This window comes from Psychrobacter sp. 1Y11, from assembly GCF_052259045.1.
Lineage (GTDB): Bacteria > Pseudomonadota > Gammaproteobacteria > Pseudomonadales > Moraxellaceae > Psychrobacter.
Genome location: NZ_JBQQER010000002.1, coordinates 97,754 through 117,145 on the forward strand (window position 1 = coordinate 97,754; position 19,392 = coordinate 117,145).

General features: G+C 46.1%; 16 protein-coding genes. 5 read left to right on the forward strand and 11 right to left on the reverse strand.

From position 1 onward, the window contains the following. Positions 1 to 279 precede the first annotated feature (279 nt). The gene (purL, locus tag ACTXGJ_RS02030; protein WP_443565080.1) at positions 280 to 4,272 is read left to right on the forward strand and encodes a phosphoribosylformylglycinamidine synthase; all 3,993 of its coding nucleotides are present in this window, start codon (positions 280 to 282) and stop codon (positions 4,270 to 4,272) included. Positions 4,273 to 4,415: 143 nt separating this feature from the next. Here purL and ACTXGJ_RS02035 read toward each other — a convergent pair. Then, positions 4,416 to 5,503 (reverse strand): IS3 family transposase gene (locus tag ACTXGJ_RS02035; protein WP_443564934.1). Its coding sequence is split into 2 segments (ribosomal slippage): positions 4,416 to 5,251 and positions 5,251 to 5,503, totalling 1,089 coding nucleotides; the frame shifts between segments, so codons are not numbered across the junction. 464 nt (positions 5,504 to 5,967) lie between these two features. Here ACTXGJ_RS02035 and nadS point away from each other — a divergent pair. Then, a complete protein-coding gene (gene nadS / locus ACTXGJ_RS02040) occupies positions 5,968 to 6,249 on the forward strand; it encodes a NadS family protein (RefSeq protein ID WP_443564935.1) in 282 nt (93 codons plus the stop codon). 38 nt (positions 6,250 to 6,287) lie between these two features. On the opposite strand, the gene ACTXGJ_RS02045 is transcribed toward nadS, so the two are convergent. The 10 genes from ACTXGJ_RS02045 to ACTXGJ_RS02090 all read right to left on the reverse strand — a co-directional run bounded on the left by ACTXGJ_RS02045 (position 6,288) and on the right by ACTXGJ_RS02090 (position 16,045). After that, the gene (locus ACTXGJ_RS02045) at positions 6,288 to 7,325 is read right to left on the reverse strand and encodes a WG repeat-containing protein (protein WP_443564936.1); all 1,038 of its coding nucleotides are present in this window, start codon (positions 7,323 to 7,325) and stop codon (positions 6,288 to 6,290) included. Between the two features lie 12 nt (positions 7,326 to 7,337). Beyond that, positions 7,338 to 7,529: a hypothetical protein gene (locus ACTXGJ_RS02050; RefSeq protein ID WP_443564937.1), complete on the reverse strand. Its 192-nt coding sequence runs from the start codon at positions 7,527 to 7,529 to the stop codon at positions 7,338 to 7,340. A 10-nt stretch (positions 7,530 to 7,539) separates the two neighbouring features. Beyond that, positions 7,540 to 8,295, reverse strand: coding sequence for a type 1 glutamine amidotransferase (locus tag ACTXGJ_RS02055; RefSeq protein WP_443564938.1), 756 nt, complete (start codon positions 8,293 to 8,295; stop codon positions 7,540 to 7,542). Positions 8,296 to 8,331: 36 nt separating this feature from the next. Then, positions 8,332 to 9,087, reverse strand: coding sequence for a pyridoxine 5'-phosphate synthase (locus tag ACTXGJ_RS02060; RefSeq protein ID WP_443564939.1), 756 nt, complete (start codon positions 9,085 to 9,087; stop codon positions 8,332 to 8,334). 50 nt (positions 9,088 to 9,137) lie between these two features. Beyond that, positions 9,138 to 10,025: an N-acetylmuramoyl-L-alanine amidase gene (locus tag ACTXGJ_RS02065; protein WP_439240305.1), complete on the reverse strand. Its 888-nt coding sequence runs from the start codon at positions 10,023 to 10,025 to the stop codon at positions 9,138 to 9,140. Between the two features lie 49 nt (positions 10,026 to 10,074). Next, positions 10,075 to 10,836, reverse strand: a complete 762-nt coding sequence (locus ACTXGJ_RS02070; RefSeq protein WP_439240303.1) for an MOSC domain-containing protein — start codon at positions 10,834 to 10,836, stop codon at positions 10,075 to 10,077. 175 nt (positions 10,837 to 11,011) lie between these two features. Continuing rightward, entirely contained in the window at positions 11,012 to 11,413 is a 402-nt protein-coding gene (gene rsfS / locus ACTXGJ_RS02075) for a ribosome silencing factor (protein WP_439240301.1), read from the reverse strand. 97 nt (positions 11,414 to 11,510) lie between these two features. After that, on the reverse strand, positions 11,511 to 12,377 hold the full coding sequence (locus tag ACTXGJ_RS02080) for a nicotinate-nicotinamide nucleotide adenylyltransferase (RefSeq protein WP_443564940.1): 867 nt from the start codon (positions 12,375 to 12,377) through the stop codon (positions 11,511 to 11,513). 129 nt (positions 12,378 to 12,506) lie between these two features. Then, positions 12,507 to 14,654 carry a phosphate acetyltransferase gene (gene pta, locus ACTXGJ_RS02085; protein ID WP_439240297.1) on the reverse strand — a complete coding sequence of 716 codons (2,148 nt, stop codon included), beginning with the start codon at positions 14,652 to 14,654 and terminating at the stop codon, positions 12,507 to 12,509. A 155-nt stretch (positions 14,655 to 14,809) separates the two neighbouring features. After that, entirely contained in the window at positions 14,810 to 16,045 is a 1,236-nt protein-coding gene (locus tag ACTXGJ_RS02090) for an acetate/propionate family kinase (RefSeq protein ID WP_443564941.1), read from the reverse strand. Between the two features lie 494 nt (positions 16,046 to 16,539). On the opposite strand from ACTXGJ_RS02090, the gene lptM reads away from it, so the two are divergent. The 3 genes from lptM to dapF all read left to right on the forward strand — a co-directional run bounded on the left by lptM (position 16,540) and on the right by dapF (position 19,376). After that, complete coding sequence (lptM, locus tag ACTXGJ_RS02095) at positions 16,540 to 16,815, forward strand: LPS translocon maturation chaperone LptM (RefSeq protein ID WP_439240293.1); 276 nt, start codon at positions 16,540 to 16,542, stop codon at positions 16,813 to 16,815. Positions 16,816 to 16,889: 74 nt separating this feature from the next. Continuing rightward, the gene (gene lysA / locus ACTXGJ_RS02100; protein ID WP_443564942.1) at positions 16,890 to 18,263 is read left to right on the forward strand and encodes a diaminopimelate decarboxylase; all 1,374 of its coding nucleotides are present in this window, start codon (positions 16,890 to 16,892) and stop codon (positions 18,261 to 18,263) included. 228 nt (positions 18,264 to 18,491) lie between these two features. Further along, positions 18,492 to 19,376 carry a diaminopimelate epimerase gene (dapF, locus tag ACTXGJ_RS02105; protein WP_439240289.1) on the forward strand — a complete coding sequence of 295 codons (885 nt, stop codon included), beginning with the start codon at positions 18,492 to 18,494 and terminating at the stop codon, positions 19,374 to 19,376. Positions 19,377 to 19,392: the final 16 nt, after the last annotated feature.

The window sequence follows — 19,392 nt, forward strand, 5'->3', positions numbered from 1 at the left end:
GGATAGCTGAGTTATATAGGTTGCCCGTAAGGCGATGTGAGTGTTTGTAAGCTTTATAAAGGTTAAGTAAAACAAACTGTTCTCCGATTCAGACAAATGATTTGAGAGTCGATTCTTATTGATTCTATCGACAACGCTCAGACGATCTTAGCGGGTGTAAAACAAAATTGTGCGGCTTTACTCCTGCTTATTTTGCCTCTTCTTGTTATAATGCAGCGACCATTTACTTTGCATGGCAGTAATGCCTGTTACTGCTCATATATTATGGAATATGCCTCTATGATGACCATCGCCGGACAGCCGTTTTTGACCGATTTTCAGACCCAGCAACTTATCAATCAATTTGCACAAAAAACCGATCTAAACGTGACCCAAATCAGCACTCAGCAGGTTTTTGTACTCTCAAGAGAGCTCTTGGGTGAGGAGCAAAAAAAGGCATTGGATCTGCTAGGGGTAAAACAGGAAACCTCTCTAGAAACCACTACAGCCAATCAAATCCAAGTCATCGTTAGCCCACGCTTTGGCACCATATCGCCATGGGCGAGTAAAGCGACCGATATCTTTAATAATTGTGAGCTGAAGATAAACCGAGTTGAGCGGGTGATTGTTTATACGCTAACACTAGAAGGCAATTCTAATGAGAAGCTATCAACTGTCGCTGAACGCTTATTATATGATCGCATGACGCAAAGCTTGGTTTATGATCTATCTAAGGTCAGCCAATTATTCGATGATGAACCGCCAGCGTCATTGAATCATATCGATGTGATGGGTGCAGGAAGAGAGGCGTTAGAGTCTGCCAATACGACTTTTGGTTTTGCCTTATCGAGTGATGATATCGACTATTTGCTGCATGCTTACGTCAATGACTTGCAGCGCAATCCAACTGATGTTGAGCTGATGATGTTTGCGCAGGCCAACTCTGAGCATTGCCGTCATAAAATATTTAATGCCGAGTGGACGGCTGATGGTGAAGTACAGCCAAAATCTTTGTTCCAAATGATTAAGAATACCTATCAATCAAATCCAGAAGGCATCTTGTCTGCTTACAAAGATAACGCGGCGGTGATGGCAGGGGCTGAAGGGATGCGTTTTTACCCCACGCCTACCGACGCTCAAGACAGCACTTCAGCGCATCCGTATGGCTTTAATCAAGAAGCTATCGATATTCTGATGAAAGTCGAAACCCATAACCATCCCACGGCTATTGCCCCTTATGCGGGTGCGGCAACGGGTGCGGGCGGTGAGATTCGTGATGAGGGCGCAACTGGTCGCGGCGGTAAGCCAAAAGCGGGTCTGACTGGCTTTCATGTGTCGCACTTGCACATTCCAGAGCTGCCTGAGAAGTGGGAGCAATCTGGCCAAGTTAGCACGCAGGATTACGGTACGCCGGAGCGCATGGCAACGAGCCTTGAGATTATGACGGAAGCACCACTCGGTAGCGCCAACTTCTCCAATGAGTTTGGTCGTCCGAATCTGTGCGGTTATTTCCGTAGTTTCCAGTTAGATAGCTCAGCGGCCAAAGACGGTAGCGAGATGCGCGGCTATCATAAGCCGATTATGCTAGCGGGCGGGTACGGTAATATCAAACGTAACCTCATTGAGAAAAATCCAATTCGTGAAGGGGATTTGCTTATCGTCCTTGGCGGTCCTGCCATGCAAATTGGTCTTGGCGGCGGCGCAGCTTCTTCGGTCGATAGCGGCTCACTTGATGAAGGTTTGGACTTTGCATCCGTGCAGCGTGATAACGCCGAGATGGAACGTCGCTGTCAAGAAGTCATTGACCGCTGTTGGGCCCTTGCTGGTAATGATATTGAGACAAGCAACAACAGCGCGGACGGCAATCCAATCGTTTCCTTGCATGATGTCGGTGCAGGGGGTCTATCAAATGCTATGCCGGAACTGGTCAATGACCATGAAATGGGTGCGGTGCTCAATTTGCGTCATATTCCATCGCTAGAGGCGGGCATGTCACCGATGGCGATCTGGTCGAATGAGGCGCAAGAGCGTTATGTGCTGGCGATTCGCCCGGAGAGCAAAGCGCAGTTTGACGCGATTTGTAAACGTGAGCGCTGTCCGTATGCCATCTTAGGAGAAGCGACTGAAGTGCGCCAGTTGGCGGTCAATGATGAGCTATTGGATGATCAGCCTGTCGATATGCCGATGCAAGTCTTGCTCGGTGGTACACCAAAAATGCAGCGTAGCTTTGAGGTACAAGCAAACCAGCTGCCACCGCTCGAGCTCAATAATTTTGATTTAGCCCAGTCTATCAAAGACGTGCTGCGTCATCCGACTGTTGCGAGCAAGTCGTTCCTCATTAGCATTGGTGACCGCTCAATTACCGGTATGGTGGTACGCGATCAATATGTCGGTCGTTATCAAGTGCCCGTCGCCGACTGTGCAGTGACCGCATCAGGTCTTATTGCGCTTGATGGTCAAGCGATGACCGGTGAAGCGATGAGTATCGGCGAGCGTACGCCTGTAGCGCTCATTGACTCAAAAGCATCAGCACGTTTGGCAGTCGGTGAAGCCATTACTAATATCGCCGGTGCCCGTATTGCGCAGTTATCAGATATCACTATGTCAGCGAACTGGATGGCAGCATGTGGTGATGACTTTGAGGACGCGGCGCTATTTGATGCGGTGCATACCGTTGGCGAAGAGCTATGTCCTGCACTCGGTATCGCCATCCCCGTGGGCAAAGACTCGCTATCAATGCGTGCTAATTGGACAGATAGCGAAACAAATGAAGACAAATCAGTCGTCTCGCCAATGAGCCTGGTGATTACTGCTTTTGCGCCTGTCGTTGATGTAGCAAAAACCTTGACGCCTGAGCTTATCAACGGCGATAGCGCGTTTTATCGTATTGATTTATCCAGAGGCAAACTACGTCTTGGTGGTTCTATCCTAGCGCAAACGGCCAGCCAACTCGGTAACGAATGCCCTGATCTGGATAAGCCAAGCGACCTAATCGATTTCTTTAACTTTATCCAAGCCGGTAATGAGCAAGACCTAATCAGCGCCTACCACGATATCGGTGATGGTGGTTTGCTTGCAACGATTGCAGAGATGCAGTTCACCAGCCGTCAAGGCATCAAGCTGTCATTGACCGATGACAATCTACTCGGTCAGCTGTTCAGCGAAGAACTCGGCGCGGTTATTCAAGTCATGCCAGAAAACGTCGCCGATCTGATAGCGTTGGCAGACGAGCATAATGTCAGCGATATGCTTAGCCTCGTCGGTCAAAGCTCGGAGGAAGATAGCTTAATCATCCAAACGCCTTTGCATCAAAATGATAAAACCTTACGCTTTAGCCGTAGCGAGCTACAGCAAGAGTGGAGTCAGGTCAGCTATCAAATCGCCCGTCGCCGTGATAATCCTGACTGCGTGCAACAAGAATATGACCTGATCTCTGACGCCAGCTATAAGGGTCTAACTGCTGCGCCAAACTTCGATCTTAATCAGAAGGTCGAGACGCCGTATTTAAACAGCCGCGAAGACAAACCAAGAGTCGCTATCCTGCGCGAGCAAGGCGTCAACGGTCAGCTCGAGATGGCGGCAGGCTTCACCCAAGCAGGCTTTGAAGCGATCGATGTGCATATGAGCGACTTGCTAGAAGGTCGTATTAACTTACGCGACTTCGACGGTCTCGTCGCCTGTGGTGGCTTTAGCTACGGTGATGTATTGGGTGCAGGCTCTGGCTGGGCCAACTCTATCTTGTTCCATGATGAGCTGCGCATGCAGTTTGTACGCTTTTTTGCCCGTCCAAATACTTTCTCCTTAGGCGTCTGTAATGGTTGTCAGATGATGGCGCAGCTCAAAGACTTGATCCCAGGCGCAGAAAACTTCCCACGCTTTATTGCTAATAAGTCGGCACGCTTTGAAGCGCGTACCGTCAATGTCAAAGTCGAGCGCACCAAATCCATCCTGTTTAAAGGTATGCAAGACAGCATCTTACCGATCGCAGTCGCCCATGGTGAAGGCTATGCTACATTGAACGCGGTTGAGATCGACGGTATGGCAAAACATGGTCAGCTCGCGATGCGCTATGTCGATAGCCAAGGTCATCCAACTGAAACTTATCCGCTCAATCCAAACGGGTCAGTCGGAGGTGTCACGGGTCTATGTAGCACTGATGGCCGCGTAACGATCATGATGCCGCATCCTGAGCGTAATCTAAAAGCCTATAATCATAGCTGGAAACCTGAGCAGTGGGACGAAGACGGCGCATGGATGCGGATGTTCCGTAATGCGCGGGCTTGGTTGCGCTAGGCTAAGTTCAGTTAAAACATTGTTTTAGACATAAAAAAAGGTGGGCTTTGGCTCACCTTTTTTTGTTTGGGTTTGGGTGTTTTTTAGGAATAGGGGAGCTAATCCGGTAACCCTCCCAAACCTAAGACACCTAATCAATAGAATTAAGCTGCCTGATTAAGTTTCTGTATTGGCGTAAAACCGCCATTACCCATATTGGGTCGTTCATGGTTATAGTGGTATAACCAATCCTGTGCTTGTGCGCGTACCTGTTCTAGATTATCAAACAGCTCCTGATTTAACCAATCATAGCGCATCGTTCTATTGAAGCGCTCTACATAAGCATTTTGCTGTGGATTGCCAGGTTCAATATAGCTTAAGAGGATGTCTTGCTGTTCAGCCCATTCTTTAAGCGCGTTACTAATGTATTCAGGACCATTATCGCATCTTATCTGAATAGGTTTACCTCGATACTCAATGAGCTGATTGAGACTACGTATAACCCTCCCGGCCGGTAGTGAGAAATCAATCTCAATGGTGAGTGTTTCACGATTATAGTCATCAATGACATTGAGTAGTCTAAAGCCCCTGCCGTCAGTTAAAGCATCGTGCATAAAGTCCATGCTCCAGCTGTGGTTGATCTGGTCAGGTACAGCCAGTGGAACGGGTTTAGCACGCTTTATACGGCGTTTGGGCTTAATTCTAAGGTTTAATTCAAGCTCACAGTAAATGCGATACACCCGCTTATGATTGTACGGCAGTCCTAAGACATTACGTAGGGTCAAGAAACACAGTCCAAAGCCCCAGTTCTTATTCTCATCAGTCAGTTTGATCAGTAAGTCTGCTATGTGCTGGTTCTCATCCGTTGCCACGGACTTGTGATAGTAGCAAGTGACGCTGATATTAAAGATACGGCAAGCGAGGCGTATGCTAATGCTACGCGCTTCAATGTAGTGACAAGCAAGCTGTCTGCGCCTGCGCGGCGCTACCACTTTTTTGTCATGGCGTCCTGTAGTATGTCTGATTTAAGGCATTCGTCAGCGTACATCTTCTTAAGACGGGCGTTTTCAGTCTCAAGTGCTTTAAGACGAGCAATCAACGAGGCGTCCATGCCGCCATACTTTGAGCGCCAATTATAAAAGGTGCTTTGACTGATGTTATGCTCACGGCACAGATCAACGATAGAAACGCCTTGTTCGGCTTGCTTTAAGATGCCCACGATTTGGTTGTCAGTAAAACGGGTCTTTTTCATAGGATTCTCCTGCTGGTTTATTTTAGCAGTTATTCTCTATTTTTAAGTGTTCTTATTTTTCGGGGGGATTACCATCCCGTCTTCCGCTTGTATCTGCCAGTCTGGGCGAGGCGGTGACACGAGTTGAGATGTTGCTGTTGCCTCGACACCACCTCAAGCTCTAGCCACCGCAACTCGCCCAAACCAGCAGGATACCGCTACAGTCGGGGCTAGCGGCGACATCATGTTCTTATAAATATTCGTCGTGGTTCGAGTTTACAGATTAAAAGGTCGGTAGGGTGGGTTAGCGATAGCGTAACCCACCGTCGATGTGGCAAAATAATCTAAATGGTGGGTTACGTTTCACCGTCATTCTCTACGAGAATTCGACAAAACTAACCCACCCTACGGGGCTATTTCGTTGTTATCGCTGTTAAATAAGGATTAAACTAGGTTATCTATTAGGTCAGAAAAGGTCTATAACCATGAGTAATGAATTCTACGACGATCTATCTACCTCATTAAATCAAGCGTTAGCGATTGCTAAAGGGGAGGCTGAACCAAGCCGAAAGTTTAGTCATGAGATGCCTGATATCAAGTCAATCCGTGCCAAAACAGGACTATCGCAACAGCAGTTTGCCGATAAGCTTAATATCAGCCCGCGTACGTTACAAAACTGGGAACAAGGCACTAGAAATCCAACAGGAGCGGCGATTACGCTAATGCGTTTGTTGGATAAGCAGCCTGATTTGATTGCTAAGGCTTAGTAAAATCAGTTTAAAACTAATTTTATTTATCAAAGGTTTTAGTCTACATATTGCACAAACTTCCGCTGCAAATCCACGTAAAAGCTTTTGCCGTCCTGTTCAATCGTTGCCAAATCATCTGAGTAGGAGCGAGGGAAGGCAAAATCATCGTCTAGTTTTATGATAGTTTTGCCTGTCTTATCAATATAACCGCGTTTATTGTCTTTAGCAGTATAAGCCAAACCATTTGAAAAGATGTTTGCAACCTCATAAGTAATTGGAATAGCAAGCTTTCCTATTTTATCTATATAACGATACTCTTGTTCTTCAAGCACAACGGCTAGACCTTCTGAGAAGCCTTCGATATAGTCAAATTTGATTGGAATAACAATTTTACCCTGTTGATCTATAATACCGTATTTATTATCCTGAACAACAACTGCTCTACCTTCCGAGAAGTCCATCGCATAATCAAACTGTAATGGAACAACAATGTTGCCTACGGTATCGATATAACCAAACTTGCTAGCGCTAGAGACTAGAGCTAGACCCTCAGAGAAATCCTCAGCACTATCGTATTGCGGTTCAATAATGAACTTTCCTAGTTTATCAATATAACCATATTTTCCATCTAAATATACTCTTGCTAAGCCTTCAGAAAAATCCTTAGCATATTTATAAATTATAGGTATGACTACTTTACCAGACTTATCTATATAGCCTTCTTTCCCATCTTTTTGAACCCTTGCTAAACCCTCTGAAAAACGACGAATATGGTTGTACTGAGGTGAGACGATAACCTCACCTTCACTGTTAACAAGACCATACTTATTGTCTTTAGAAACAGATATAAGACTTTCTGATACAAGGTAAATACCATCATATTTGAAAGGAAGAATCATTTTGCCACTATTGTCAATAATGCCATACTTACCATTTCGAACAGCGGCTACTAGATAATTATTTATGCAAGCAATCTCATCAGCTTTGTATCCCTTGACCTTTGGCGTCTCGCATATTGCACCATTGGTTACTGAAGAAAATAAGCTAAAAGATAAAATAATACTGAGATTTAAAGTAAAGCGTCTACTGTTCATTTAATAACCCTTCTAATATTTCTTAGCCTCACTCCGAGCCTCAGCCATCAACTCCTTCACCCTAGCACTCTCCCTCAGCACACAAGCCTCATACTTGGATAACGACTCAGACTCTTGCTGCTGTTCAATTTCCTGCTCCTCTTTAGCCTTGTCTTCTAAATATTTCTCAAGCGCTTGTTGCTCATCTTGCTGTGAATCACTCATGACTGACTCCTTATCCCATTCGTTTTTCTGACGCTACTATCCGATTCAGCATCGCGCCCAGTCTCGCATTATTCTCTTCAATATATTTATTGCCTAGCTCTAATATCTCATCCGGCGATTGTACCGTTTCGGGATAATCTTTCAGTCCACTTTGGATAGCAGCATTCCCATTAGAGACCATTTGGGGTAGGCTCTCTTTGGTCACTTCAAAATGACATTGCCAAGCCAGTACCCAAGTGCCACGCTGTTTATGTTTTGGCGTTTGATAAATAAAGCCTTGATTCGCCCAAGCATCCGTCTCAGCAATGATACTCGCGCCTTTGGGACAGTTAAAACCTTCGCCGTGCCAGTGAAACACCGTAAAGTCTTTAGGCAAGTCCTGCAATAACGGATGGGCCTGACCTGCTTCGGTGAGCTGCATCGGTAACCAACCGATTTCTTTTACCCCAGACGGTTTAACCTCAGCGCCTAAACAATGGGCGATAAGCTGTGCGCCTAAGCAAACCCCAATCACGGTTTTGCCTGCATTGATAGTTTGAGTAATCAGACGTTTTTCTTTGATAAGCCAAGGGTGATTTTCTTCATCATGCACACTCATGGGCCCGCCCATCACAATCAGCCAATCAAAGTCATCAGGCTTAGGCAGAGCATCATTATCGTAGGAGCGGCTAACGGTAATAGGGTGCTGGTGACTATTCGCCCACTGGGTGATAAAGCTTAGCTCCGCATAGTCAGTATGAAACAAGGCGTGAATACGTAGGGTCATAAGCGTTACCTTTTCTATTCTTTAATATCAAACAATCTAACGACAAATCTCTAAATACTGACCAACCACGTTATCCATGCCTTGCTCTAGCGACTCAACGGTAAAGGCATGACCAATAGATACCTCAGCGATGTCGCCCAAACTGAGCAAATCGGCTAAATTCTCTAGGTTTAAATCATGACCAGCGTTAACGCGCATACCGTTTTCGCTAGCAAGGTTGATACAGTCATTAAAGCGCTTTTTAACTTCATTGAAGTTGCTGTCGTTATTACCGGTGCCATCATTCTTATTTTCATAGGCACGCGCCCATTCCTCAGTGTACATCTCTATGGTTTGTACGTCGCTATCAATGACCGCTTTAATCTGCTCAATGTCAGGATCGATAAACACCGCGCAGCGCGTACCGAACGATTCAAGCTCATGGCTTAATTCTGATAAAAAATTATGATGTTTGATAATATCAAAACCGTGATCAGAGGTCAGCTGCTCTTCGCTATCGGGTACAAGGGTACATTGATGCGGCTTTACCTCGCGAATCAGCGTTAAAAACTGCTCGTTAGGATTGCCCTCGATATTGAACTCTATATCTTTATACTCTTTGAGATACTCACTGATATCATAGACATCTTGGTATTTGATATGGCGCTCATCGGGTCTCGGATGTACGGTAAAACCTTTGACCCCGAGATCGATAAGCTTTTTTACAAAGGTTAATAAGTTAGGATAATCGGTGCCACGTGAGTTGCGGATTAAAGCGAGTTTATTTAAATTGACGCTAAAGAGGGTGCTCATAGGAGGTCCTTTTTCATTATTGTTATGGATTGGGCATTAGTCATTGAAAGTTAGTAAAAGTCGTCACGACCTGCATACTTTTTATTCAGTGCTTTTAGGATAGCATAGGTCTCTATATCCATTATGCCTGTTGGATTGAGCGGGCGGAAATGCAATTGAAAGGCATAGATGACATCGCGGCTGGCTTTATCCCATTCGTCAGTGCTATTTATCTGATAGCCGTAGTCGCGGAAGGCCTGCTTGACCTCAGGTATAGTAGGCGTTGCTAATAGAACTTGATCGATAAATAGTTGCTTATCGGCTTCATCATACCAAGCGCCAATACCATAATCGATATACAAACGTTGCCAAGGAAATTTAGCTCCCGGGTCAATCTTGCGCGACGGTGCAAGGTCAGCGTGACCGATGATATTCTTCGGTGAAATCTCATAGCGCCTCGCAATATCTTGCACCAATTGCGCGACCTTTTTAATCTGTAACTCGTCAAATTCTACAAAATGCGAGTAGGGATGATACTCTAGCTCGCTATCTTTGAGCGCTTTTAAGTACTGCGGTTGAATGCCTTTATTGACAATCTCAATGCCGATAGAGGTATCATTCAAGATGGTTCTGCCTGCAAAACCACCATCACCCGCATGCCAAGCGCGCTCAGACTCAGGCACTAAGCTATAAATCTTATCATCATCGCTATCCATAATCAGATAGTGCGCACTGACTTGACCTTGGGTTAATAGCTGAATGGAGCGTTCGTTATCGCTGACGGTATAATGCAGCACGATAGATTTAATACGTTGGCTCTTACCGGTTGATTGATAAGTCTCGCTATCTACGATAAAAGACTCGGTAGTCGCTACTTGCTGCTTAAGGGTTGTTACGCAGCCGATTAAGGGTAGCGTTAATAAAGAAGCTAATGCTAAAGTGGTAAAGTTTTTTGCCATGAAAGGCCCTTTTCAACAGATAGGGTTTTATGATTTGACGGTATGATTATTAAACTGACTCTTTCTTAATTTTCTTTTTAAGCACCGCCTTCCAGCTCTCCTCCAAACATTCAATCGCCAACCAAGGTTCAATCACCTCAGCGGCAAATTTGTCTTTCGAGTTTGAGAGCTGCCAAAGTTTTTCAAGCGTAGCGAATGGATAGGGGCGTTCCACCAAATAAACCGGCAAATCCGCATCAATTATGCCTTCGCGGACCACCTCAAAATACCAACCTGCAATACCTTGTTTACTGATCCAAGCGGCAATGTTCGGTACTTTAGTAAACTGACCGATTTGATCGTTAATTTTGTAGCAAGGACGACGCGGTTGTACGATACGTAATTGCACGCTCCCAGTATTCTCGACTTTACCATATTGAAAAACATCGCCAATACAAACGGTAGATTCCGTCATCTCAGGCATACCATTCACTGCTTCAGTGATGAGATTTTCGCCTAGAGTTCCCTCTCGCACTTTTAGATTAAACTCATTATTTATTTTGTCATAAGTTGCTGTCGGCAATTGGTGCACCGCTTTTAGAGGACCACCATGATGCTTACGATCCGCTTGCTCATCGGTAGTCAAACCCATAAAGTTAACTGCGACTGGCGCTTTGATCGGCGCTTTATCGATAGCGCTCATGGCTTCACGGGCGAAGGGCATAGCTTTGCCCGCTCGTACCTCGATTAAGGTGGCGATATGTAGAGGCAAGGATTGATTAAAACTAGCATTAGACTTTTGGATAGTAGAGTTAAGATTGACACTGCTCATAAGTTGTCCTAACAGATAGTCGCGAGAATAACGATATAGTAGCGCAAACTTAAGGCGATTTTTAGTTTAATTACCTTTCTAACGTAGAGAAAACTCAAAGCATAAACCCCATAAAAAAAGACCAGATAAATTATCCAGTCTTTATGTCATTTAAATGAATTAGAAATTTTTAAAATTAGTTACGGCGACCGGCTTTTTTCTCACGTGGCGTGGCAACTAACTCCGCTAAGCTCTCAGGCGATGACCATAGGCCTTCTAAATCATAGAACTCACGCGCAGCTGGTGTCATCATATGCACGACCACAGCGCCTAAATCGATCAAGGTCCAGTCAGAATCCGTGCCACCTTCACGGCCTAAGGGCATAAAGCCCGCTTGCTTAGCATCAGCGCCTAAGCTATCAGCCATAGCGCGGACGTGGCGCTTGGAGGTGCCCTCAGCGATAACCATACGCTCCATCACGTCGGTTAAATCCTCCACATCGAGTACAGTGATGTTCTTTGCTTTCATACCGTCCAAAGCGGTGGTTACTAGCGTTAAGCACTCTTCTAAACGTTCGTTAGTCATAGTGTTGGTCATAAATTTGGGTCTCTTTAATCGTCATTAGCTATAGAAAGTGAATCGTCATCGGCCAAAAATAAGTGGTGATGACTATAATAAGGTGATTTTAACGGAATTAGCCTACGGAATATAGCTTATGCTGCACAATATAGTCATAAACCGCAGGATGTAGATGTTTAGATAGGTCATGGCGGTCTTTAAGCAGGCTATCTTTTGTAATGGGGGCGGTAACAGACGCAAGTAATTGGTTGCGAATTTCGCTGCTAGATATTTTTTGTACTGGTCTTAAGTCTATATAAATGCGTCCTTTGCGTAGGGTTTTCAAGCCTTTATTTTCTAAGTCTTGGGCTTCTAAGCCGTCAATAGAAGTAGCAACCAGTTCGCTAACAGATTCAACCACTTGCTCTTGTAGCGAGCTGGGTAGTTGACTGATTAAAGTAGCTCGCTGTTTAGCGCTTAAGGCTTGTTTATTATCCAAGGTTTTATGCTTGAAGTTAGTATTTGTAGGATTAACACTGGCACTGCGATCAAATACCCAAAGGTGAACATAATCAGTCAGCTGTAAACCCTGTTTCCACTTACGCAGACTACGGACGCTATCCATACCCATAATAAATATCAAGATATCCTGCGGATAGCGCTGCCGTAAAGTGCGCACACTATCGATAGTATAAACTGGCGGTGGTTGCCAAAGCTCAAGCTCATCTACGTGTAATGGTGTGTCTGTTACTGCCAGTTTTAGCATCGCTAATCGATGCTTAGGATAGGTGGTTTTTTGTTTAAAAGGCGAGCGCGCGTTGGGTAATAACGACACTTGTAGCTCACAATTTTGCTGAGCCGCTAAGGGCGCAAGAGCAGCATAAACCTGCATTGCCATCTCGATATGAGCGCTATGCACCGGATTAAAAGAGCCGCCTAAGTAGGCACGAATCGCTGGTTTATGATTTTGTTTAGTATGAGAAAGGGTAGGGTTTTTGTTCATGGCGTCATTATAACGCTTGTCGATAGATTTTTCTGCTTAATAAGCGCTTATGATGTGTTCATAATAAAAAGCGCTCAGCATAATAATGATGAGCGCTTTTTTGTGAAAATAACCATAATTTAAACAATGTTAGATCAAGTCGCTATATGCCTGAATAGCAGTCAAAGCTATTGTATAGACAATATCATCGACTAGAGCGCCGCGCGATAGATCATTAACCGGTTTATTTAGCCCTTGGAGCATAGGACCGACACTGATGACGTTAGCGCTACGCTGCACCGCTTTGTAAGTGGTATTACCAGTATTGAGATCAGGGAAGATAAACACATTGGCTTGACCGGCAACTTTTGAATCCGGCGCTTTTTGTTTACCGACGCTCATTACCGACGCAGCATCGTATTGTAGAGGCCCATCAACAGCTAGACTTGGCTCGCGCTCACGGACGATTCTTGTGGCTTCAATGACTTTTTCGACATCAGCGCCAGTGCCTGATGAGCCGGTCGAGTAGCTGATCATCGCGACTTTGGGATCGATACCGAAGGCGGCGGCAGACTGCGCCGATTGAATAGCAATCTCAGCCAGCTCTTCAGCATTTGGATCTGGATTAATGGCGCAATCGCCGTAGACGACGACTTGCTCAGGTAATAGCATAAAGAATACCGACGAGACTAAGGAGTACTGCGGCGCGGTCTTAATCAGTTGAAACGCGGGACGTACGGTATTGGCAGTGGTATGAATCGCGCCAGAAACTAGACCATCAACTTCGTCCATCTCGAGCATGATAGTACCTAGATAGACGGTATCTTGCAGATACTCAGCGGCGACCTCGCTAGTAGTTTTACCTTTACGGCGCTCAACCACGGCATCGATATACTTGCCCATATCGAGACTAGCAGGATCGATAATCTCTAGCCCTTCTGGCAGTATTAAATCACGGTTTTTGGCGACTTGCTCGACTTCGCTACGCTGAGCTAGTAGCACGCAATCGGCGATACCGCGACTCTGACAGATACAGGCGGCTTCTACGGTGCGCGGTTCGGATCCTTCTGGTAACACGATGCGTTTTTTGGCATTTTGCGCTTTTTTGACCACTTGATGACGAAAAGCGGCAGGCGAGAGACGCGGGGTATAGTCACCGCTGAAGTAGGCTTTAATCCAGCTCAGATCCAAATGCGCGGCGACATAGCGCGTGACTTCCTGCGCGCGTTCGGTATCATCGCTCGGTATCTCAGCGCTCATTTGTAGTAAGTTTTGTACCGTCTCAAAGCTATCGGTCTCGACACTCATAATGGGGATACCCGTCTTCAACGCCGATTGCCAGAGCTCAGTCACGGTTTCGTTAGGGGCAACGCCACCTGTCAACACTAGACCCGCTAATGGCACGCCATTGATACAAGCCAAACCTGCTGCTAGCAGTAGATCATCACGATCGCCTGGCACTACGATAAGCGTACCGCGCTTAAAGACTTCATCAACGCGCGAGACGGAACGTGCGGTCAAGCTGATATCATTAATACGCCGCGATTTGGCTTCGCCGACGTTCAGCCAAGTCGCGTCAAGCTCAGCGGCGATATCCCAAGTGCGCGGCACTGATAGCGAATCACTGAATGGCACGACACCAATTAGGCGGAAACGCTCGCTATGGAAGTGCGGTGATAGACGCTGCACCTCTTGTATAAAGCTTTCATCTAGGCTGACTACCGCTTCACCAGGAGCAACGGGCTGAGTCTCAAAGGTATTGGGTACATCATGTACCCGCATTAAGATACAGCCGAGCGTACGCTCATGGGCGATACCGCCGAATTCGCGCGCGTGCACATCGAGCTTGTCTGCTAGATAAGCAGGATTACTCGTATCGACGGTACTGACAAAGATAATCTTCGCGTCCAAAGCGTGAGCGATGGCTTGGTTGATTTGTGAAGCGTAAGAGGCTTCGGTCGTTGGCACTAAGCCTTCACAGATAATGACATCTGGGTCGCCTTCGATACTGTGATAATTGCCAATGACTTCTTCCATCAGCTCATCGAGGTTACCATCGCCGATCATGCGCTCAACGCGCTGACGGTTGATAGATTTGGGCGGCGTTAGGCCAAACGCATGCATGATAAGGGCGCTTGAGCTGTCTAAGCTGTTTTGTTTATCGAGCGTATCATCTTGCAAGAAAGGCTTCATAAAACCGGCTTTAATGCCATTATAATCAAGCGCGCGAATGAGGCCAAGAGCGGCTGACGTCACGCCGATACCGCGACTGATAGGAACCAATAAAATAGTTTGCATAGTGTATCCTACGGTTTGTTATATTTTTAATGACTGGGTATGTATGATGAGTGACTATTATTCTGCTAATTAAGTGACTGGGCTAACAAGCGACTGGCTTGAGCGTTTAAAAAAAGCGCCATAATGATACAGCGCTTTTTTAGCTTACCCCTGTCTTAGGCTAGGCCGAGCGTTTGCCGCGTTTCTTTAGCGATTTGACGCTCTTCGTCAGTCGGAATAACCCACAGCTCGATACTGCTATCGTCACTTTCAAAGCGTCCTTCCGCGCCGCCAACGAGCGTTTTGTTTTTGTCAGCATCGAACGCAATACCGAAATGTCGCATGACGTTTAGAATGCGTGCACGCGTGGTTGCTGAGTTCTCCCCGATACCGCCGGTGAAGACAATACCGGTAAACTCAGGCAGCGCGCAGCTGAGGCTCGCTAAGTATTTACCGACGCGATAGGAGAACATCTCGATTGCTAGTTCAGCATCTTTATGCCCTTCATTGGCGGCTTGCTCAACGGTACGTAGATCGTTAGAGAGACCAGAGATACCAAGTAGGCCGCTTTCGCTATTGAGCATTTTATCGATCTCTTCTAAGCTCATACCTAACTGACGTTTTAGGTGAATGTGCAAGCTGGGGTCGACATCACCACTACGTGTGCCCATCATTAGGCCCTCAAGCGGCGTAAGCCCCATACTAGTATCTAGGCTTTTGCCATCATAAACGGCAGTCGCTGAGCAGCCATTACCTAGATGCGCTGTTAGCCAACCATGTGGGCCTTTGGCATCCGTAATTTCACTGGCTCTTTCTGAGACATAAGCATGTGAGGTGCCATGGAAGCCATAACGGCGGATTTTTTCTTCTTCGTAAAGGGCTTTTGGAATCGGATAACGATAAGCGACGGGCGGCATGGTTTGGTGAAAGGCAGTATCAAAAACCACGACTTGCGGGACATCAGGATAGATAGCTTGTACCGCCTCAATGCCCAGAGCGTTGGCTGGGTTATGTAGGGGTGCTAATGATTTTAGACGTTTAACTTCGGATAACACGTGATCATCGATTTTGACCGCCTCTGAATACTCGCGGCCGCCATGAACCCCGCGATGACCGACGGCTATAAAGTGATATTGCTCTAGCAGCTCAAGCACTTTTTGTAAGGCGAGTTTATGACGACCACCTGGAATAGCAATTTCAAGCTTTTCACCATTCAAAGCGGTATGTTTGATACGAGCGGTATCGAGGCCCAAGTTTTCGGCCAGTCCAGTAATACGAGTCGATTCATCCTCGCTAATCAAAGCGTATTTAATAGAGGAAGATCCACAGTTGAGGACTAAAGTGGGATTGGTTAATGCCGAGCTGCCCGAATTATCATCGCTAAAAGTGGGAGTGCTGACGCTGTCATTCATGCTCTATCCTTAGATTATGGCTGTTGGATTATGGGTAGAAATAATTAGTAATATAATGAGTAGGGGTTTGAATTACTAAAGCTATTTGGAACACTAAAACTGAGTAAAAAAGGTACAAGATAAAGACAAGGTAGCATACTTTATAACAATTACCACGCCCGCTATTAAGCGCTATACCACAATAACTATAAGGTTTAAGACAAGCATTCGTCAAGTATTAGTTACAGCCGTGCACTGAGTGTATAAAAAAGCGGTAGAGAAGGTATTATTAAATGTAGCACCTATAAAGAATAATGATAGGCAAATATTGCAACTAAAATTATCGCTAAACTAAGTCAAGCGCTACCAATTAATGCTATGATTACAGGCCTACTTGATGCTCGAGACTGGCTAGCGTTTTGCTGTTACCGAGTAGGATTATTTAGCTTTAAAATATCAATAGCTGATTGTTAGTTTTGAGCATTCAGTGACGCATTGTTAATGGCTTACAACTTATGAAAACTCAAAAACCAAATTTTATATTACCAAAAATTACTGCTATTAGCATTACTCTAGTGGCTTTGGGCTTAAGCGGCTGTGGACAAAAAGGCCCACTATATTTGGCAGATAGCGAGCAAGAGCTAGTAACCAGCTCTGAGGTCTTAGAGAGTACCAGCCAGCCGCAAGATGCTGCTTTTGCTGGGGTGAATGATGGCGAGTATGAGCGAACACGTTATCTTGAGGAGCAGCAAGTGCTGCCTGAACCGAGCGATGATCCAAACGATTACTGATCGGTGCTGCAGTTTTGATAATTTGATACCTTAATAATTTTCTTTGAAAACCTGAATAAATTAAAGAGATGACTATGAGTGATGCTGAGTCGCAAAAAGAGGCAGCTGTGGCAGATAGCCAAGCGATTACCCTGCAAACTGAGCAAGGGTTATATATCGATCCTCAAGCTTTGAGCGCCCATCTACCAGCGCTGAGCTATCGTAATAACGAGCTCTATATTGAGGACGTTAGCGTGAGCGGTTTGGCTGAGCAGTACGATACGCCCTGTTATGTCTACTCCAAGCAGGCGATCTTAGAGGTTTATCAAGCTTATAGCGACAGCTTTGCTAGCCTTGAGCATCAGATATGCTATGCGGTAAAAGCCAATTCTAACCTAGCCGTATTGGGCGTTTTGGCGCAGGCGGGTGCCGGCTTCGATATCGTCTCGCGTGGTGAGCTGATGCGTGTGTTAGCGGCTGGCGGGCAAGCGGCTCGCGTCGTCTATTCAGGCGTAGGCAAGACGCGCAGCGATATAGAGTTTGCGTTAAATCAAGGCATTAGCTGCTTCAATGTCGAGTCCATCAGTGAGCTGTCATTGATTAATGAGGTCGCCGCGCAGCTAGATAAGCCGGCGCCAATATCGCTACGGGTCAATCCCGATGTCGATGCAGGCACCCATCCTTATATCTCAACAGGGCTTAAGGATAATAAGTTCGGCATCGCTCACGATAAGGCACTAGCCGTTTATGCGCAGGCTGCCGCGATGTCACATATCGAGATTGTCGGTATTGATTGTCATATTGGCTCTCAGCTCACCGAAGTTGCGCCGTTCGTTGCTGCTTTAGATAAAATTATCGAGCTGGTGCATGCTTTAGCCGATCAAGGCATTGATTTGCAGCATGTTGATTTGGGTGGCGGACTAGGTGTGCGCTACATTGATGAGTCGCCAGTGTCTATCGCTGATTTTGCCGCGGCGCTGTTGCCGAAACTCACTGAGCTTGGGCTAAAAGTATTCTTTGAGCCGGGGCGTAGTATGGTCGCTAATGCCGGCGTGCTACTAACCAGTGTTGATGTGCTCAAGCCAACAGAGCATAAGAACTTCGCTATCGTTGATGCGGCGATGAATGATTTGATCCGTCCGGCGCTGTATCAAGCGCAAATGGCAGTGATTCCGCAGAGACTGCCGGATGCTGGTATAGCTACAGCTAACACCCAAGCTTGGGATATCGTCGGCGCTATTTGTGAGACGGGGGATTTTTTAGCTAAGGATAGAGTGCTATCGCTTGCAGCAGCTGATATTCTAGCTATCACTGGTGCTGGCGCTTACGGTTTTACTATGAGTAGTAACTATAATTCGCGCCCGCGTGCAAGCGAGGTTATGGTGGCAAAGGATCAGCATCAATTGATTCGCAAGCGCGAAATGATCGAAGACTTATACCGTGATGAGATGCTTTGGCAAGATCAATAGCGAAACGGCTAGCTTGTGATTAGCTAAGTCATAAAAAGTAGCATCTAAAAATGTCATAGCGATTTAAAAGAACCCATTTTAAAAAACCCACTGTCATGATGACAGTGGGTTTTTTATGGCGACTACTTCATGGCTATCTCTACCATTCATCACACGCTGATAGTTATCATTGTATAGGGTAGCGTGCTAATATAACCGACATATAAAAACAGCATAGGACACAAGGATATGTTAATAGAATTTACAAAAATGCATGGGCTAGGTAACGATTTTATGGTTATCGACTTGGTGACTCAGCGCTTGGATTTAACCAAAGAGTTAGTAGAATTATTGGGAGATCGGCACTTAGGTATAGGCTTTGATCAGCTGCTAGTCGTTGAGCCGCCAATGCGTCCGGATGTTGATTTTAGCTATCGTATTTTCAATACTGATGGTACTGAGGTTGAGCAGTGCGGCAACGGCGCGCGCTGTTTTGCCCGTTTTGTACAAGCACGTAAGCTGTCATTCAAACAGCGGTTGCGGGTTGAGACTGCTAGTGGTGTTATTGCTTTGACCACCGACCGCTATGGCTGGGTTGAAGTTGATATGGGTAAGCCCAAGTTTGAGCCGGACGAGATTCCTTTTACCCCAAAAGCCACTACTAAAATCCAAAACGCTTATCACCTCGATGTGGCAGGCACGCCGGTACAGCTTTATGTGGCCAATATGGGCAACCCGCATGCAGTTATTAAGGTCGATGATGTGCTAGATGCTGAAGTTGCTACTTTAGGTAAAGCTATTGAGTCGCACCGAGCGTTTCCCAATCGGGTCAATGTCGGCTTTATGCAAGTGATGAATCAGCGTCATATTCGTTTGCGGGTTTATGAGCGCGGGGTTGGCGAGACTCAAGCTTGCGGCACCGGCGCTTGTGCGGCAGTCGCTATCGGTATCCGTGAAGGCTGGCTCGATGAAGGCGAGGATATACGAGCGCAGCTTTATGGTGGCAGTATGATTGTGAAGTGGCAACCGGGCTATGCGGTGATGATGACCGGCCCCACCGCCTTTGTATATGAAGGGGTATTCAGTCCCGATGGTATTATGGCGCAAGCGGGCATCAAGCCTAGTACGTCCTAGCTAATACGGCCCAGTT

Excerpts from the sequence above, each read along its gene's own strand:
- ACTXGJ_RS02060 (WP_443564939.1), bottom strand. The coding sequence starts at position 9,087 with ATGAGCACCCTCTTTAGCGTCAATTTAAATAAACTCGCTTTAATCCGC.
- ACTXGJ_RS02050 (WP_443564937.1), bottom strand. The coding sequence starts at position 7,529 with ATGAGTGATTCACAGCAAGATGAGCAACAAGCGCTTGAGAAATATTTA.
- pta (WP_439240297.1), bottom strand. The coding sequence starts at position 14,654 with ATGCAAACTATTTTATTGGTTCCTATCAGTCGCGGTATCGGCGTGACG.
- lysA (WP_443564942.1), top strand. The coding sequence starts at position 16,890 with ATGAGTGATGCTGAGTCGCAAAAAGAGGCAGCTGTGGCAGATAGCCAA.
- rsfS (WP_439240301.1), bottom strand. The coding sequence starts at position 11,413 with ATGACCAACACTATGACTAACGAACGTTTAGAAGAGTGCTTAACGCTA.
- purL (WP_443565080.1), top strand. The coding sequence starts at position 280 with ATGATGACCATCGCCGGACAGCCGTTTTTGACCGATTTTCAGACCCAG.
- dapF (WP_439240289.1), top strand. The coding sequence starts at position 18,492 with ATGTTAATAGAATTTACAAAAATGCATGGGCTAGGTAACGATTTTATG.
- ACTXGJ_RS02065 (WP_439240305.1), bottom strand. The coding sequence starts at position 10,025 with ATGGCAAAAAACTTTACCACTTTAGCATTAGCTTCTTTATTAACGCTA.
- ACTXGJ_RS02080 (WP_443564940.1), bottom strand. The coding sequence starts at position 12,377 with ATGAACAAAAACCCTACCCTTTCTCATACTAAACAAAATCATAAACCA.
- ACTXGJ_RS02070 (WP_439240303.1), bottom strand. The coding sequence starts at position 10,836 with ATGAGCAGTGTCAATCTTAACTCTACTATCCAAAAGTCTAATGCTAGT.
- ACTXGJ_RS02090 (WP_443564941.1), bottom strand. The coding sequence starts at position 16,045 with ATGAATGACAGCGTCAGCACTCCCACTTTTAGCGATGATAATTCGGGC.
- nadS (WP_443564935.1), top strand. The coding sequence starts at position 5,968 with ATGAGTAATGAATTCTACGACGATCTATCTACCTCATTAAATCAAGCG.
- ACTXGJ_RS02045 (WP_443564936.1), bottom strand. The coding sequence starts at position 7,325 with ATGAACAGTAGACGCTTTACTTTAAATCTCAGTATTATTTTATCTTTT.
- ACTXGJ_RS02055 (WP_443564938.1), bottom strand. The coding sequence starts at position 8,295 with ATGACCCTACGTATTCACGCCTTGTTTCATACTGACTATGCGGAGCTA.
- lptM (WP_439240293.1), top strand. The coding sequence starts at position 16,540 with ATGAAAACTCAAAAACCAAATTTTATATTACCAAAAATTACTGCTATT.